The organism is Bacteroidota bacterium (assembly GCA_013360915.1).
Taxonomy (GTDB): Bacteria; Bacteroidota; JABWAT01; order JABWAT01; family JABWAT01; genus JABWAT01.
The window spans coordinates 19,958-36,252 of sequence record JABWAT010000023.1 but is presented as its reverse complement, the minus strand read 5'-3'; the positions used below and the strand labels follow the sequence as shown (position 1 = coordinate 36,252).

At 46.0% G+C, this 16,295-nt stretch carries 16 protein-coding genes and 1 pseudogene; 5 read left to right on the top strand and 12 right to left on the bottom strand.

Going from position 1 to position 16,295, the window contains the following annotated elements:
- The 7 genes from HUU10_14560 to HUU10_14530 all read right to left on the bottom strand — a co-directional run.
- Positions 1-219, bottom strand: a 219-nt coding sequence (locus HUU10_14560; GenBank protein ID NUQ82824.1) for a restriction endonuclease, incomplete at its 3' end; no start/stop codon positions are given.
- Between the two features lie 156 nt (positions 220-375).
- On the bottom strand, positions 376-1,152 hold the full coding sequence (locus tag HUU10_14555; GenBank protein ID NUQ82823.1) for a hypothetical protein: 777 nt from the start codon (positions 1,150-1,152) through the stop codon (positions 376-378).
- A gap of 149 nt (positions 1,153-1,301) precedes the next feature.
- On the bottom strand, positions 1,302-1,556 hold the full coding sequence (locus HUU10_14550; protein ID NUQ82822.1) for a hypothetical protein: 255 nt from the start codon (positions 1,554-1,556) through the stop codon (positions 1,302-1,304).
- Between the two features lie 657 nt (positions 1,557-2,213).
- Entirely contained in the window at positions 2,214-2,552 is a 339-nt protein-coding gene (locus HUU10_14545; protein NUQ82821.1) for a hypothetical protein, read from the bottom strand.
- 293 nt (positions 2,553-2,845) lie between these two features.
- Complete coding sequence (locus tag HUU10_14540; protein NUQ82820.1) at positions 2,846-3,376, bottom strand: hypothetical protein; 531 nt, start codon at positions 3,374-3,376, stop codon at positions 2,846-2,848.
- Between the two features lie 197 nt (positions 3,377-3,573).
- The gene (locus HUU10_14535; protein NUQ82819.1) at positions 3,574-4,353 is read right to left on the bottom strand and encodes a hypothetical protein; all 780 of its coding nucleotides are present in this window, start codon (positions 4,351-4,353) and stop codon (positions 3,574-3,576) included.
- A 180-nt stretch (positions 4,354-4,533) separates the two neighbouring features.
- Positions 4,534-5,022 (bottom strand): hypothetical protein, encoded by a 489-nt coding sequence (locus tag HUU10_14530; protein NUQ82818.1) that lies wholly within the window; start codon positions 5,020-5,022, stop codon positions 4,534-4,536.
- A 244-nt stretch (positions 5,023-5,266) separates the two neighbouring features.
- Between HUU10_14530 and HUU10_14525 the strand changes: the two genes are divergently transcribed.
- On the top strand, positions 5,267-6,208 hold the full coding sequence (locus HUU10_14525; protein ID NUQ82817.1) for an integron integrase: 942 nt from the start codon (positions 5,267-5,269) through the stop codon (positions 6,206-6,208).
- 164 nt (positions 6,209-6,372) lie between these two features.
- Here the strand turns inward: HUU10_14525 and HUU10_14520 are convergent, their stop codons facing one another.
- Complete coding sequence (locus HUU10_14520) at positions 6,373-7,908, bottom strand: Do family serine endopeptidase (GenBank protein NUQ82816.1); 1,536 nt, start codon at positions 7,906-7,908, stop codon at positions 6,373-6,375.
- Positions 7,909-7,919: 11 nt separating this feature from the next.
- Entirely contained in the window at positions 7,920-8,639 is a 720-nt protein-coding gene (gene recO, locus HUU10_14515) for a DNA repair protein RecO (GenBank protein ID NUQ82815.1), read from the bottom strand.
- A 124-nt stretch (positions 8,640-8,763) separates the two neighbouring features.
- On the opposite strand from recO, the gene HUU10_14510 reads away from it, so the two are divergent.
- Positions 8,764-10,056, top strand: coding sequence for a YihY/virulence factor BrkB family protein (locus HUU10_14510; protein NUQ82814.1), 1,293 nt, complete (start codon positions 8,764-8,766; stop codon positions 10,054-10,056).
- Positions 10,057-10,059: 3 nt separating this feature from the next.
- Here the strand turns inward: HUU10_14510 and HUU10_14505 are convergent, their stop codons facing one another.
- Positions 10,060-11,985, bottom strand: a complete 1,926-nt coding sequence (locus HUU10_14505) for a S9 family peptidase (GenBank protein NUQ82813.1) — start codon at positions 11,983-11,985, stop codon at positions 10,060-10,062.
- Between the two features lie 144 nt (positions 11,986-12,129).
- Between HUU10_14505 and HUU10_14500 the strand changes: the two genes are divergently transcribed.
- Genes HUU10_14500 through HUU10_14490 form a run of 3 tightly spaced genes read left to right on the top strand, consistent with a single transcriptional unit; the run spans position 12,130 to position 15,734 of the window.
- Entirely contained in the window at positions 12,130-13,227 is a 1,098-nt protein-coding gene (locus HUU10_14500) for an efflux RND transporter periplasmic adaptor subunit (protein NUQ82812.1), read from the top strand.
- A 19-nt stretch (positions 13,228-13,246) separates the two neighbouring features.
- Complete coding sequence (locus HUU10_14495; GenBank protein NUQ82811.1) at positions 13,247-14,473, top strand: ABC transporter permease; 1,227 nt, start codon at positions 13,247-13,249, stop codon at positions 14,471-14,473.
- Between the two features lie 10 nt (positions 14,474-14,483).
- Positions 14,484-15,734, top strand: coding sequence for an ABC transporter permease (locus HUU10_14490; GenBank protein ID NUQ82810.1), 1,251 nt, complete (start codon positions 14,484-14,486; stop codon positions 15,732-15,734).
- Positions 15,735-15,776: 42 nt separating this feature from the next.
- On the opposite strand, the pseudogene HUU10_14485 reads toward HUU10_14490, so the two are convergent.
- Positions 15,777-16,076, bottom strand: a pseudogene (locus HUU10_14485) (type II toxin-antitoxin system RelE/ParE family toxin).
- Complete coding sequence (locus tag HUU10_14480) at positions 16,064-16,246, bottom strand: hypothetical protein (GenBank protein NUQ82809.1); 183 nt, start codon at positions 16,244-16,246, stop codon at positions 16,064-16,066. Before HUU10_14480 ends, HUU10_14485 begins: the two are co-directional and overlap by 13 nt.
- Positions 16,247-16,295 lie beyond the last annotated feature (49 nt).

The window sequence follows — 16,295 nt, the reverse complement described above, 5'->3', positions numbered from 1 at the left end:
GTCTAAAAGTCCTGCCTTCTTCATGTAAGTTTTAGCCCAGGCAGTCCTGTTATCGAAGATGGTCTGAGCACCACTTGGAAGCATTTCCTTCCTTTCAGATTCACTTATACCGAGCTTAACAGCAAGAGAATCACAAAGTTCGCGGAACTTATACTCTTTACCATCACCCAAGAGTTGGAGCAGTGGCAACATTAAAGACTGATAGTCTGGTACTGACACTTTAATTTCCTAACACTTAGTTTAAGCGGCGCTGCCTGCAACCGCGTTTTCCCGAAACCACTAACTTTAAACCCTCACATACCAACCTACCTTCCCAACCGGACCAGCCGAAGGCACAGATGGCAGCGTCCGCGTGAAACGATAGTTAGAAATGAATCACTTTTCTCCAAGACGAACCAATGTGTTTACAGTTAAATCACGCAAAGCGTTATCATCATTTAAAAGTACTCCGACTTGAGCATTAACAACTGGTGCAGCAGAATATTTTTCCATTACAATTGAAATATCCAAAATATCCGCGTTGTTCACCCAACTTTTTAAATGAGAGATTGCTTGAAGATAAACCTCTTGTGAATACAAATTATTTGTATAAATCTTGAATTCTAAACGCCTATCTTTAAAAGTAGCCATTACCAAATCAGTATCAGTATATCTCAAATAATACGGATATTGTTTTTGCTTTATATAATAATATTGTCTCAAACGGACGGGGGTCTTCTCAACACGAAAGGAAATTAAGTATGTGCTAGTAAATTTATTAATGAAGCTTACATTACGAATAAAAGACATACTTTCTTTGGGGCCAATACCGTAAAGATTTAGATAATATGAATAAACTGTATCTATACTATAATTCTCCTCCCGAATAATTTTATCACGATAAATTGAAGGATAAAATGAAATATTTGAATCATTTCTATCTAGTAGAATTATACTTGCTTTCCAGACAGATATCCCGGTATGAATTATATCTAATGATAAAATAATTAAAGTAACAGCAATAAATACCACAAACTTTCTTTTCTTCTTGAAAAATAAAAATGCTCCAATTGACAATAATAATAAAAACGCAAGAACTTCAAAGAATGAACTCTTCCAAAATAGTTGTGCAAATATTTCAGTAACAAACCCCGATTGTTCCATTATTTTCATTTCTAACGCTTAGTTTAAGCGGCGCTGCCTGCGACCGAACTTTCCAGAAACCACTAACCCCAAACCCTTGAGCACAAAACTACCTTCCCGACCGGACCTGCCGAAGGCACTGATGGCAGCGTCCGCGTGAAACGATAGTTATATTGGAATCACTTTTCTCCAAGACGACCTATTGCGCTTACCGTTAAATCCAGTAATGTGTTTCTTAAATTATATTTTGCATCAATGTGATTATTTACCACAGGCGCAGGAGAACGATTATCCACGATCAATTCAACATCATCTATTTCTCTTATCTTTGCCCACTTTCTTAGCCAAATAATAGATTTAGAATAGTCTTCTTTGGAATACTTATACTTTGTGTAAAAAGTCAAAAAAAGGCGCTTATTTTTGTACAAGGCCACTGCTAGAACACTATCCGGAAGTCTTATAAGAATAGGATAATATTTTTGCTTAAAATAGTATGTTTGTTGTGTCCTCAGCGGTGTCTTTTTTACACAGACATCAATTTGGTAGGTGTTGCAAAATTAATCAAGAAAATTAATATCCTCCAACAATTTGTCCCCTACCTTAGGTCCCAGTCCATAGATATTAAGATAATTTGTATGGAATGTGTCAATTCTCCCAACATCCTCATATATAGTTGCTATTTTATAAATAGACGGATAATTGTGTTCATGTGAATTGCAATACTGATATTTATAATTGCTAGCTATTTGAAGTGAAATACCAGTATGAATAATATCAATTAGGAATAGTAGTCCTATAAATTCCAATATTGTCCTAAACACATATATACTTTTTCTAAATAAAAGAATAAATAGAATTATTAATAATGCTAATACTAGTAATTCAATAAATAATACTTTAGCAAAGAGAAGTGTGAATGTTTCTAAACTGAACTGTTTGCTATATTCTAAAGGTTCCATTTGATTCAATTCTAACCACCAATTTACGACGCAACTTCACTCACGACAGTTTGAAAACGAACTTTTGTAACCTCACAACTAACTCCGCCAATCGCTACGCATAGTCGTCGGCGTGAAAGTGATTGTTAGATTTTATGGATTAGTACTCTTATATTCAAATACATAATCCTTTAATTTATCAAATTCTTTTTTTTCATATAGTTCAAGCGATTCTTTATTAAAAAGTAAAATATATGTTTTATCTTTTACGTATAAAACTGGATACTCAAGTGTTCCATATTTTTCTGCCTCAATAATAATCCCATCAAATTTTATTTTTTCCTTGAATTGTAAAGCATTATCATAATCATCAAAGGCTATAAAAGTAACTTTATCTTGTAATATTTTAATCCCTCTAGCCCCACCACTTTTATGACCTTCTTCATAACTTATAATTGTGTCATATAAAAAGTATAGTTTTTTCTTTTCCATGATTTACTTCTATTTTATTCGAAAATTATATAAATAAATCTTTCATATAAGTTTAATTTTATTTTTTTTCCGTGTATTCGTTCTATAAATATAACAACAAGTTTATGGCGCAACGCCTCTCTATACTCTACCTTGAAACCAAAGCTCTTCCAAACCGAACCACCTGCCAGCCGTTAGGCTGCAACGACAACAGGCTTGCTGAAACCTCAGCAAGGCGTTGTCGCCATGAAACGATAGTTATATTTTATTGACTCTTCATTCAAAAAGGAATAATCAAAATCAACCTTCGATTATTAACCAGGAAACCATCCGACAAATACATCCCAATAAATTATTTCTGAAAAAAATATACTTTCATTAGTTTCCATATTTTTAAGGTAAACATCAGTGATACGAATTGTAACCTTGTACATTGTGACTTCTCCTTTTTTCAAGTCCTTTGAAGCGGTTACGAATACGTTCCCTGCATGAGCCTTATACACTTTATTTTTACCCATATTTGGGTAGGCTATATCATTGCAAAAATTAAAATAAATGCTGTCAGTACTATTTCCAGCTATAAGATAGCTAATGGAAATATTTTCATCGCCACCTGTCAAGTTAAATTCGGTGAGTTTTTTAGTTAATTGCACGGAGTTAGCGTTTATATTTACTACGATTGCAGATGTTTCATTTATATATTGATAGACCTCCAAATTTCCACACCCACCGCTCTTTGAAACTGATTCAGGTTTTGTAATACCATTTGGGTATTCAACATCCACTTCAGAATCACTGCAAGAAAGAGTTAGAAACAGAGCAGAAACAATTACCAGGAACCTCATAATATTCCATCACCAATAAAATATAACAACAAGTTTATGGCGCAACGCCGCTCGATACTCTACCTTGAAACCAATGCTCTTCCAAACTGAACCACCGACCAGCCATTAGGCTGCAACGAAAACAGGCTTGTTGAAACCTCAGCAAGGCGTTGTCGCCATGAAACGATAGTTAGGTATATTATATGTTTAGAATAATATTAGTTCTCCCACGTTTTTAAAGAAAATGGTTGTAAAACTTCTGAATTATTTAATTGATAATCTTTACCTAGTATATTCGGCTTGAGATCGTAATACCAATACATTTTCCCATTTTTGAAAGTTACGTTTTGAATATTCTCAGTTGTGGCATCAATTGAAAGTAATGGAGGATTATATATGAAATCACTTTTTCCAGAATATGGATCAAAGATATTTTTTTCTGAATAGTCAAAGGAAAAATATATTTGGGAGGAATCTTTATTGAATGTATATGTTTCCGTCTGTCTTCCTTCATAGATAATTATTTGATTGCGATAACTAATTGTCCAGCTTGTATGCGACCATCGCCCCCACAATTCAGTTTTTGATCCTGTTTCAGATGTGAATACTTTAACAGGTGTCATTAATAACTGATTACCACTTAATTTTAATTCTATTTCATGGGTAAAAATGATTTGCCAACCAAAATATGAAACAAGGGAATCGATATAAACAACGGTACCATTCTCAATTTTTAATTCTGCATTATTTATTGAATACTTACCTTCAACAATCATCCATAATTTGTTACTATTGGAATCATTACTTTCAGAATGAAAAAATGTTTGTTTATATGTATTATTTGATCTGTATTCTATAGTAGGTGATTTACCGGTGCCCAACAACTCAACTAGACGATTCTTTAACAAGTTGTCATTAGTTATTTCCTCCTGGTTATTTTCATCTGAACAACCAATAAGCGTAAATATTGATAAAAATAAGATGACTATTGTTTTCAACTAGAGATTCCTTTCAATTAATGTACCTAACAACAAGTTTAAGGCGCAACGCCTCTCTATACTCTACCTTGAAACCAATGCTCTTCCAAACCGAACCACCTGCCAGCCATCAGGCTGCAATGACAACAGGCTTGCTGAAACATCAGCAAGGCGTTGTCGCCATGAAACGATAGTTAGGCCCTACTTTTCCATTTTTCTTACCTCAACATCACCGAAACTTTTATAAACTTTAGAACCCACGACAAGTTCATATTCAATACGGTAGACCCCATTCTCATAAGAGACTAAATCGACTTGAACATCATAGAATCCGACCCCAAACTGTTGATGGTTATATAAATTCTGAAGGATTTTACCCTGGTTGTTTTTGACGACCATTGTTAGTATCGAATTTTCACCAATGTCAATAGGACATGAGACTACAGACGTTGTTGGATTTGGGTAAGCAGGATGTGGTTGTGAAATATTTGGTGCATTTGGAGGTACAGATATACCTGGTCGATGAACAACAAATAGTTTCCAGTCAGTGCTATCAATATTTCCAACCATTTCACCGATTTCATTAGTGTAGGTAATACCAGTAAAATTATTGGTACCATTTGATTCATCATTGTCATCGCTGCAAAAGGAAATACTCAATGCAAATAATACTATTAAAAACGCTTTCATAATTTACTCTCCGAAAATTCTTAATGTCTGATGCAAAATGGCCTAACTATCTAATTAGACCCCCGAGATTGGGGCGTATTGCAAGATAAGAGAATTATAACATATATACATTAGAATAAGGTTAATTCCCTGGTACTTATCATTCAATCCACTGTTATAAGTACTTGACAATGCCTTCTTATTTCGCAATCTTAACTGCATATATTGGCAGTATCAAGGAGGCGATCCCGTGAAATCTCCCTTTCTGCTCTCCGTCCGGCAAACCATCAGAGTCCAGCACCTCTCTCTCAGGACCGAGCAGGCCTATCTGAAATGGATCCTCCATTTCATCCGGTTCCATAAGAATCAACACCCCGACCAGATGGGGGCAAGCGAAATACGCACATACCTGAACTGGCTTGCCGACCAACAACAGGTCGCCGCCTCCACCCAAAACCAGGCACTGGCTGCCCTCATCTTCCTCTACCGGCATGTCATCAAACGAGAGATCGGCCCGATCGATGGAATTCATTTCGTCAAAAAACCTCCCCGGGCCCCAACTGTCCTCTCTCGCGAAGAAGTGAAACGCATTATCGCATTCCTCGATGGAGATGACTCTCTTATTACCCGGTTACTGTATGGGTGCGGACTGCGCCTGCTCGAAGCACTCCAACTCAGAATCATGCACCTCGATTTCGACAATCGAAGCATCATTGTCTTTAATGCCAAGGGATCAAAGGACCGGCGCGTTCCGCTTCCCGACTCACTGCAAGCACCGCTTCGTGAACAAATCGAACGAGTCCGGCTCATGCACCAGGCCGATTTGCAACTGGGATTGGGTGCCGTCTGGCTCCCCGAGGCCTATGCCCGGAAGTATCAATCGGGAAACCGTGACTTCAAATGGCAATTTTTATTCCCCATGTCCAGAGTCAGTGAAGATCCGGTTTCCGGGAAAACCTACCGTCATCACCTGCTTGCCTCGACGTTTCAGAGACGCCTCGCCGATGCCATCCGGCAATCCGGCATAACCAAACGGGCTTCCTCCCATACCTCCCGGCATTCCTACGCCACCCATCTGCTCGAAATGGGCTACGATATCCGAACAGTCCAGGAACTGATGGGACATGTCGATGTACGAACCACCATGATTTACACGCATGTGATTCAGGCTTCAAACCGCCTCGTCAAAAGTCCGCTCGATTGGTGAGGAGCTTGCTGTAAGAAAAGGGTGGATCAAATAAAAAAGGGTGGCCCCCGAACAAGGAGACCACCCTTTTTAAAAGAATTGCAAACCGGCCGGTTTTAAAGAACCACTGTGTTCAGCGGGTCCGGATTCAGCGTTTTTCCGATTCCCGCCAGACCGGATTGCTTTTACAACACGTTCGCGCCCATGTACTGTGGCTGTCCATCCGGTGTCTTGATCTTCAGCAGAACAGCATCACCCGATGACTTTCCATTCAGAATTTTGGTCATTTCATCCACCGTACGGACTTCCTTCCGGTCCACTTCCACAATGACCTGACCCACCGCCAACTGGCTGAAGCCGGATTCGGTCGTCAGCCGGCTGATAAATAAACCGGTTTCGGTCTGATACTTTTTCTGTTCCTGACGGGTCAGAGGACGCACTTCGATCCCCAGTTTCGGAACAGTGGCCTTGGCCACAGCAGCTTCCGACTCGGTTGCAGGTCCTTCCGGTTTACCAGACGCCACCGTTTCCAGGCTGGCCCGTTCAACCAGTTCAACACTGAAATCTTTTTCCTTATTCTCTCGCCAGATGGTCATTTTAACCTTATCTCCCGGCCGTTTCGAGGCAATGAGGGCCTGAACCATGCCTCCGGATGACACCTCGGTTCCATCCACAGAGAGAATCACATCACCCTGTTTGATTCCGGCCTTTTCCGCAGGGCCGCCCGAAACAAGATCCTGAACCAGCACGCCCATGCCAGGTTTCAGATTCAGCGCTTTGGCCAGAGTGCCATCCACTTCGCGCATGCTGATTCCCACAAACCCGCGCAGAACCTTTCCATCCCTGATCAGATCGGTGGCTACCTTGCGGGCCAGATTGATCGGGATTGAAAAACCATAGCCCTGGTACCCGCCGGTACTCGAAGCAATGGCCGAATTGATTCCAATGACAGATCCGCTCATGCCGATCAGCGGTCCGCCCGAGTTGCCTGGATTGATGGCGGCATCGGTCTGAATAAAGTTTTCAACTCCGTACCGGTCCCCAATAATCCCGATGCTTCTGCCGATGGCAGATACAATTCCCATTGTTACCGTCGAGCTCAGGTTTTGTGAAAGTGGTGTACCGATGGCAATGACGAAATCACCGACTTCCACCTTTTCAGAGTTGCCCAGGGGCGCCACAGGCAATCCCGTTCCGTCAATCTTGACCACTGCCAGATCGGTTTGCGGGTCACGGCCGATCAGACGGCCTTTAAATTCCCGTTTGTCATAAAGAACCACTTTGATTCCGTCTTCGGTGGCATCTTCCACCACATGGTTATTGGTGAGTATGTAACCATCTTCTGTAACAATCACGCCGCTGCCCGATCCGTAAAACCGGGGTGTCCGGCTGTCTCCGTCGGGTTCACGATTGGGGAAATCGGGGAAAAACCGGCGGAAGAAGTCATCGTTGTGAAACTGATAGTCCTGTCTGCGCGAACTACCGGTCACCTGCACTGTCACCACGGTTGGCAACAGATCGCGGGAAATGGCCCTGATCCGCGGACTGGGATCGGGAAATGCCTCGTACTGACCCGGATCGGCCTGTTTCTTTCCAAGTACAATTTCTTTATCACCACCCGTTGCAGAGGATACAGGAATCCAATCCATCCGCATAAAAAGGACGGCACTGATGACCATCCCCAGTCCGACCAGACCCACATTGTTCCAATTGATTTTCATTGTTATCTCCGTTATAAATCCAAATGATACATCAGGTGCTTTTCCATCAGATGCTCCAGCTCATCCCGGATGGTCACTCCCCCCGTGGCTGCAGGCACACTGCCCGGGTACAGCCAGGCTGCCATCTGTGCCACTGTTGCCATACTGACGCTGAATCCTGAATCATGGTTCCCCTGACAGTCGGGACACCAGACATCACCACCCGATAAACGGAACCGTCCGGTCTGGTCGGTTCTGAATTCAGACAGGCGCTTTCCGCATGAGGTACATTCATATACATTGGGCTCATAGCCGCCAATCTGACCCAGACGCACCAGAAATTTTGCCATCCAGAGCGGATTGGGGGTGGCACCGGCATCGAGCAGATCGAGAACCCGGCTGACCAGCTGATACATCACAGAAGCATCCTCGGCTGTCACCGGAAACCGGTTGACCCACTCCAGCACCCGGAATCCGTCCATCATGCGGTCATAGTCGGCCATCAGCTGCCTTCTGGCTGTTATCAATCCGGCCTGACTGAGAGTCTGCACATCACGACCAGGTTTGAAGTACAGCACCACTTCCAGTTCATTCATGGGCTGGATCAGATGCCCGTAAGCCGATTTCGGGTTTCTTGCGCCCTTGGCCATCACCGCCAGTTTTCCCGACTGCTCGGTCAGCAGTGTGGCAATCCGTGACGACTCGGAGTAATCCACCGTACGGATAACCAATGCCCGGCTTTTAATAATCATCTGGATCCCAGTTTTACTTTACACCGGAATTTGAGGAAATTGTTCCGAAATAACCACATCCGACATGGACATTCCTCAACTTTACCGCCGCCTTTCCCACTTCCTGAAACACGATTTGTGGCGAATGCCGCTCCAGAATCTCAGCGGAGGCACCCAGTTTGTCATCCGCCAGATCAGGATCATCATTCTCGCCGTCCGCGGTTTTTCAGAAGACAACCTCTCATTGCGCGCTTCTTCTTTGACCATGTACACCCTGCTCTCGGTGGTTCCTCTGGCCGCCATGGCATTCGGAATTGCCAAAGGGTTCGGATTCGAAACGGTTCTCGAAGAGGTTCTGCGTTCCAATTTTACCGGCCAGGAAGCGGTTGTTGAACAGATCATCACGTTTTCTCACAACCTGCTCGATTCCACCAAGGGAGAACTGATTGCCGGGATTGGTTTCGGGGTTCTTCTCGTCACTGTGCTGACCATTTTCAGCAGCATCGAGGAATCCTTCAATGCCATTTACGATGTGAAACAAAGCCGTACCTGGCTGCGCCGGTTCAGCGATTATCTGACCATGATGATCATTGCACCCCTTCTGTTCATCCTCGCCTCGAGTCTGACGGTGTACGTCAGTGCGTTCCTGAGCACCGTCGCCGAAGAAGCACCGCTTTCGGGAGCCATTTCTCCTGTGGTCACCCTGATTATTCAGATTCTGCCATTTCTGCTGATCGGAATCCTGTTCACCATGTTGTATGTGGTGATGCCAAACACCAAGGTCCAGTTTAAATCGGCCCTGACTGCAGGCATCATTGCCGGCGTGGCCTTTACTGCCATTCAGTGGGGGTATCTGTACTTCCAGATTGGGGTTTCGCGGTATAATGCCATCTACGGAAGCTTTGCCGCCCTGCCTCTTTTTATCATCTGGCTGCAGATTTCCTGGCTGATAGTTCTGATCGGGGCCGAGATCGCTTACGCCAATCAGAATGTAGAAAATTTTGAGAGTGAAACCGATATTTCCGGAATCAGTCCTCGTCATCAGCAATTTATCACCGTGGTGGTGATGCACCGGGTTGTGAAGGCGTTCGAGGCCGGCCTGAATCCACCTTCCACCCGCCGGCTTTCGATCGATCTGGGATTGCCGCTTCGACTCATCAGAAAATCGGTGTCGGATCTGATGGAGGCTGGTCTGATTCACGAATTGCAGCACAGTGAGAAAACCGAACGCAGTTTTATTCCCACCTATGACATTCAGCAAATCACCATCGGGAACGTGTTGAAGGCGTTGGAATCCACCGGCTCACAACGTATTCAGCCAAAAGCAGATCAGACCATCTCGGCGATCCGCGATTCACTGGACCGGTTCAGACAACTGGCAGATGACTCGGATCAGAACAAGAAACTGGTTGATATCGACATCAAGCCCCGGTTCTGACTCTCAGCGGGGCCGGTCTCCCCGGACGTGCCGGTTCAGAAAGGCCAGTATTCCCTCGTAAGCCACAATCCGGTTTTCCTTGCGGATGATGCCATGTCCTTCGTCATCGAAAATGAGATATTCAACCGGCACATCGCGCTTCCGCACCGCTTCCACAATTTCATCCGACTCAATCCGCAGCACCCGCTGATCATTGGCTCCCTGAATCACCATCAGCGGACGAACAATGGCGTGCGCATGAAACAGAGGCGAAATGGAACGCAGGTACGCCTCATCCGAAAAGGTGCCGAATTCCGATTCCAGCGCCTTGCGGTATGATTCCCAATACGGCGGAATGTTCTGAAGGGTTCTTACCCAGTTGGAAACCCCGAAGAGGTTAACCCCCGCACTGAAAGAGGTAGGTCTGAAGGCCAGAGCAGCCAGTGTCAGGTAGCCTCCGTAACTGCCCCCCATGATGGCCACCCGGCTGGTATCAATCCAACCCGTCCGGGCCAGCAGATGCTTGCTGTACACACAATCTTCCAGATCGCCTTTTCCGTGTTTTCCATTATCCAGCGCATAAAAGGTTTTTCCGTACCCGCCGCTTCCCCGGTGATTGATGGCATAAACTGCGTAGCCCTGGTTAACCAGAAACTGAATCAGTCCGGAGTAACCCACACGACTTTGCCCGCCCGGACCGCCGTGAACGAGTACAATGGCCGGAACGGGTGATTCCGGTGACGCCAGAACCGGTTTGTACAGCAATCCGGGAATTTCCAGGCTGTCATACGAGGCAAACCGGACGGTTTCACTTTCGACCAGATGAGACGGATGAATGGAACGGCTGAGAGATCGAGAAAGCTGAACCGGGACCGATCCCTTCATGTCGGTCACAAACAGGTCATTTGGCGTGCGGCTGCCCGAGGCATAAAAGGCCACCCGGTCTTCCGTTTTGTTAAATTCCACGCTGGTAATTTCCGAATTGGTCATTTTTGGCAATTCGGTTTCGAGCATGGTGTCGGTCTCGAAGACACTCAGCTGACTGATGGCATCTTTATTAAAGGCAACCGCCAGGTATCTGCCACTGTGACTCAGCGATGCATACTCCACATCCCAGTTGGTTTTTACCAGAACCCGCACCTCATTGGTTTCCAGATCGAGCCGGGCCAGATAGAGAAATTCATGGTTTTCATCGGTGAGATAGTAGAGAAACCGTCCATCGTTACTGAATGCCTGCGGAATGCACACTTTTTTGCCGCCTTCAGAGAGCAACGGTCTCATCTTCGATTCACGGGTATCCCAGACCATCATCTTAATGTCATCCCGTGCATCGGCCTTCATGACCGCCACAAACCGGCGATCGGGAGACACAACGGCCGGTTCCACACCGGAGGTGTTTATAAACAGGGGTTTTTTCGGATAGTCCGGAGTGATTTCCTGTTCGATGACATCGAAGTAACGCTTGTCACGCGCATTGGTGACCAGAAAAAAGGATTTCTCATCACCGGCCCAGGACAGAAAACGGGCGGTCTGTCCCGATTCCGGAGTCAGGTTTCTGGCAGCGCCACCCGACTGTGCCACAAACAACTGATAATTTTCATCTCCGTTGTGATCGGCAGTGAACAGGAAGCGGTCATCACCCGGAAACCAGCAGACCCCGTACCGGGAAATGGAATCGGGGGCAAGCAATGGCGTAACCGACCGGGACCCGATGGTGATGGCATACAGATCGAACACCCCGGTCGAATCATGACTGACAAGTATCCGCTTGCTGTCTGATGAAAAGGACCCTCCCCGGTAATTCACCGTGGAAAGGAAATCCCTGACCGAATAGGTGGTAAAGGGCGGATCGGCTGGTGGCTGACTGCATGAAATCAGGACGACCAGGCCAGCTAAGGAGGACAAAACAGGTCTGAGCATCATGTATCCCTGACTAAGTAATGGTACCATTTATTATAAAGATAAATTTACCCCCTCAATTGAAAAAAAGTTTCAGTTGTGGAGCAAAAAAAGCACCCGTTTGATGGTCATCTAACGGAAACTTAATAATAATTACGGGCGTACAACCGGCAAACAGTGAACAGGAGACCTCCCATGAAAAAGAAGGGAATCATTTTAACCAGCCTTGCCGTCGTGATCGTCGCTGGCGGCGCCTTTATCTTCCTGACCAACTCCGGCCCGAATCCGGATCAGCAGGCGCCCACCGTCAAGGTGTCAAGAACCACCATCGTCGATAAGGTTCTGGCTGTGGGGACCATCGAACCCGAGCAGCAGATTCAGGTGAAATCGAAGGTATCCGGACTGGTCAGTACCATTTACCGCGATGCCGGCAGTTACGTGAGGAAAGGAGAGCCTCTCCTCGAAATCAAACCGGATCCGACCCCGACCGAACTGGCCGAAGCGACCCGCCTGGTCACCATGGAACAGACAGCCTTTTCCACCATTGAGAAAGAAAAAAACCGGCAGGCAACCCTGAAGGACAAGGGACTGATTTCGAACAAGGATTACGAAGACATTGTGCAGCAATATGAAACAGCACGGTTACGGCTTGAAAGTGCCAACGACAAACTTTCACTGCTCAAACAGGGAAAAGTCAGCATCCAGAACACGGTGATCTCCTCGGTCATCCGGTCGGAAATTGATGGATACGTTCTCGAAAAAATGGTCAACATCGGCGACCCTGTGGTTCCATCCACCTCCTTCCAGCCCGGACAGGCACTGATGACGGTAGCCGACATGAAAAGCCTCATTTTTAAAGGAACGGTCGATGAAATCAACGTGGGAAAACTGAAAGTGGGCCAGAAAGTTGAACTGAAAATCGGCGCCCTTCCCAAGGAAACCATTACCGGAACTCTGAGGAAAATTTCCCTGAAAGCTCAGAAAAAGGACAATGCAACCAATTTTGACGTGGAAATCACCATCGACAATCCGGAATCGGTTCAACTGCGTGCCGGGTATTCGGCCAATGCCGACATCATCATACATAAAAAGGAAGAAGTGCTGTCACTTCCCGAACGCGTGATCACGTTTTCAAATGACACGGCTTTTGTATACCTGCCCGACACCATCAATCAGACCCGCATACGCAAGCAAGTGGTAACCGGAATGAGCAATGCCATCAACATTGAAATTGTATCGGGACTGGCCGAAGGAGATGCCGTCCTGGAACCAGAATTGAAGTCGATTAAGTAACCATTCATCCGGAGCGATTATGTTTCAGTGGATCTCGGAGTTTCTGCAGGATATGCGGGCGCAAAAACTGCGCACCACGCTGACCCTGTTCGGAATCATCTGGGGAACCATCGCCATCGTGGTCCTGCTGGCGGTTGGTCAGGGGTTTAAAAACCAGACCACGAAAAACATGCATGGAATGGGAAGCCAGATCGCGGTGGTCTTTGGTGGCGCTACCACCAAACCTTTTGGCGGATTTGGCGTGACCCGGCCCATCAGGATGACCGATTCAGACGCAAGTCTTCTGAAGGACCGGATTTCCCTGATTGCCGATGCCACCTCGGAGTACTCAACCAATCAGGTAATCACCAGCTACGGATCGAATGCCATGCGTCCCGGCATCACCGGTGTTGAGGAAATTTATTCGGATCTGCGGAATGTCTATGTTGAAGCTGGTGGCCGCTGGCTGAATCAGCTCGATATGGATCAGCAGCGTCGGGTTGCTGTAATCGGAAACGAAGCAAAAAACACGCTTTTCGGCAATGAAGATCCCATCGGGAAAACGGTATTTGTCGGAAACACCCCCTTTGTCATTGTCGGGGTGATGCAGCGGAAGATTCAGAATTCCAATTACGGGACCTGGGATGCCGACCGGCTTTTCATCCCCATGACCACCTATAAAAGCATGTTTCCTTCCCAATGGGTCAACCTGCTTCTGTACCGGACCTCGGATCCCACTCAGTCCGAAGACGTCAGAAAAATGGTGCGCGATGTGCTGGGAAAACATTACACCTTCGATCCGGCCGATGAAGGAGCCATTTTCATCTGGGATACGGTCGAGGCAGACCGGTTTCTTTACTACTTTTTCCTTGGTCTGAATATTTTCCTCGGTGTCCTTGGTGCGTTCACCCTGGCCGTTGGCGGAATCGGAGTTGCCAATATCATGTACATTGTGGTTCAGGAACGGATCAAAGAAATCGGAATCCGGCGGGCCATGGGAGCCACCAAAACCTCCATCATGATTCAGTTCCTGGCCGAAACACTTTTTATTGTGGCTACCGGCGCTGTGATCGGATTCATTATCGGGTTGGGCATTCTGAAAGGATTGACCCTTCTTCCCATTCAGGATGTGGCAGGAACCCCGGCGCTATCCCTGTCAGTAGCCATGATTGCCATTTCGATTCTGATGGCTGTGGGTTTGGCGGCCGGATTTCTTCCCGCGCGCCGGGCGGCCAACCTCGATGTTGTTGAATGTCTGAGAGCATGAGGTACCCATTATGTGGCTTCAATTAATCAAAGAATTCCTGCACGACCTTCACACCCAGAAAATGCGTTCTTTTCTCACCCTGTCTTCCATGGCGTGGGGAACGTTTACCATCACCGCCCTGCTCGCCTTCGGATCGGGTCTGGGAAATGCTTTTAAAAAGGGAACCCTCGGGGCCGGAAACCAGATCATCAACGTGTATGGCGGCCAGACCAACCTGGACTATCAGGGCATGGTGAAAGGCCGGGCCATCCGGTTGCAGGAAGAGGATGTGGAGGTGCTGAAATCCTCCATTCCCCTGATCGACATGATCAGTCCGAATTACGGGGATTTTGTGCAGTTGCAGTACGGCAAAAACCTGCTGAACACTTACATGGAAGCCTCGAATCCGCAGTTTGAAGACATGCGCACCATGTATCCCATGGCTGGTGGACGGTTCATCAATGAACCCGATGTGACCGAGGCCCGGCGCGTGGTGGTTCTGGGGCACGAAGTGGCCCGTGAGTTGTTCGGCGAGGAAGATCCCATCGGAAAGGTGATTAAACTGGATTCCCAACCCTACACGGTTGTTGGGTTGCTGCAACCCAAACCGCAGATGAGCATGAGCATGGGCCCCGACTCACGACGGGCGATTATTCCTTATACCACGTTCCGGCAAATCTGGGGAAATCAGCCATTACGGTCCATCGTTCTCCACCTACGCATTCCCGGCGAGAATGAAACGGTGAAAGCACAGATCAGACAGATTCTGGGTCGTAAGCACAAATTCGATCCGGCCGATGAGCGTGCCATTGGAATCTGGGACATGGTTGAAAATCTGAAAATGACCAATCTTGTCAGTCAGGGATTTACCATATTCCTGGGAATGATCGGCTTGTTAACCCTCATCGTGGCCGGTGTGGGAATTGCCAACATCATGTATGTGGCCGTGAAGGAACGGACCCGTGAAATCGGAATCAGGATGGCGATCGGAGCCCGGAAATCTCACATTTCGTTTCAGTTTCTCAGCGAAGCAGTGATGCTGTCGTTTACCGGTGGTCTGATCGGTCTTTTCATCACCTGGCTGACTGTAAAGGCCGCCTGGCTGGTCCCATCGGGTGATAACCTGTTCGACCCGGTTGAAATGCTGGCAAGACCCATCTTATCGGTGGGCATCATGGCAGGTGTCTTTATCATCCTGGTCCTGATCGGCCTGGCAGCCGGATTTTTCCCTGCCCGTAAAGCCGCAGCCGTGAATCCTATCGAGAGTCTGCGGTATGAATGATAAGGAATGTGATACTGCCTACCCATGTAAAAATTGGGCAGGTCAATGAAAACGAGGTTTATTCAACCTTCTTGAAGAATGGTGAATCCTTAGAATATCAATACGTTCAGGTGACTTTAACAGGTAAATTATCCGATAATTTCCCTCTATCAATTCCCTGATTTGGTTGTTTTTTAATTACGGCACCACCTTTCCCATCCGAGGATTGATTAACAGTAATTGAATCTTATTATAAATCTTACTTGCAGTCAAAGAAGCGTATCTTCTGGAGTTGACTGAAATATAATCAAAAATTCCCTTCAGGTCGTTCAGAGCAATTTCAGTCCAAACTATTTTGACCATTCTGAAATCATAGCCTTTGCTACTTCATCAGATACAGTCATATTTTGCTCAGACTGACTCAATCCCTCCTGAATTTTTTCAATCAGAATTAATCGATCCAATAACTCATCAATTGTAAATGTTTCAGGTAGACTTTCAACCGTTTTATTTACCGTTTCTTTATTCAGCATCCTTGCCTCCCACTGCTCATGCAATTTCAAGACATTGTTGTAAAAATCA

What these genes read in the sequence shown, in the direction of transcription:
- HUU10_14555 (NUQ82823.1), bottom strand. Translation starts at nt 1,152, where the DNA reads ATGAAAATAATGGAACAATCGGGGTTTGTTACTGAAATATTTGCACAA.
- HUU10_14545 (NUQ82821.1), bottom strand. Translation starts at nt 2,552, where the DNA reads ATGGAAAAGAAAAAACTATACTTTTTATATGACACAATTATAAGTTAT.
- HUU10_14540 (NUQ82820.1), bottom strand. Translation starts at nt 3,376, where the DNA reads ATGAGGTTCCTGGTAATTGTTTCTGCTCTGTTTCTAACTCTTTCTTGC.
- HUU10_14530 (NUQ82818.1), bottom strand. Translation starts at nt 5,022, where the DNA reads ATGAAAGCGTTTTTAATAGTATTATTTGCATTGAGTATTTCCTTTTGC.
- HUU10_14520 (NUQ82816.1), bottom strand. Translation starts at nt 7,908, where the DNA reads ATGAAAATCAATTGGAACAATGTGGGTCTGGTCGGACTGGGGATGGTC.
- recO (NUQ82815.1), bottom strand. Translation starts at nt 8,639, where the DNA reads ATGATTATTAAAAGCCGGGCATTGGTTATCCGTACGGTGGATTACTCC.
- HUU10_14510 (NUQ82814.1), top strand. Translation starts at nt 8,764, where the DNA reads ATGCCGCTCCAGAATCTCAGCGGAGGCACCCAGTTTGTCATCCGCCAG.
- HUU10_14505 (NUQ82813.1), bottom strand. Translation starts at nt 11,985, where the DNA reads ATGGTACCATTACTTAGTCAGGGATACATGATGCTCAGACCTGTTTTG.
- HUU10_14500 (NUQ82812.1), top strand. Translation starts at nt 12,130, where the DNA reads ATGAAAAAGAAGGGAATCATTTTAACCAGCCTTGCCGTCGTGATCGTC.
- HUU10_14495 (NUQ82811.1), top strand. Translation starts at nt 13,247, where the DNA reads ATGTTTCAGTGGATCTCGGAGTTTCTGCAGGATATGCGGGCGCAAAAA.
- HUU10_14490 (NUQ82810.1), top strand. Translation starts at nt 14,484, where the DNA reads ATGTGGCTTCAATTAATCAAAGAATTCCTGCACGACCTTCACACCCAG.
- HUU10_14480 (NUQ82809.1), bottom strand. Translation starts at nt 16,246, where the DNA reads ATGCTGAATAAAGAAACGGTAAATAAAACGGTTGAAAGTCTACCTGAA.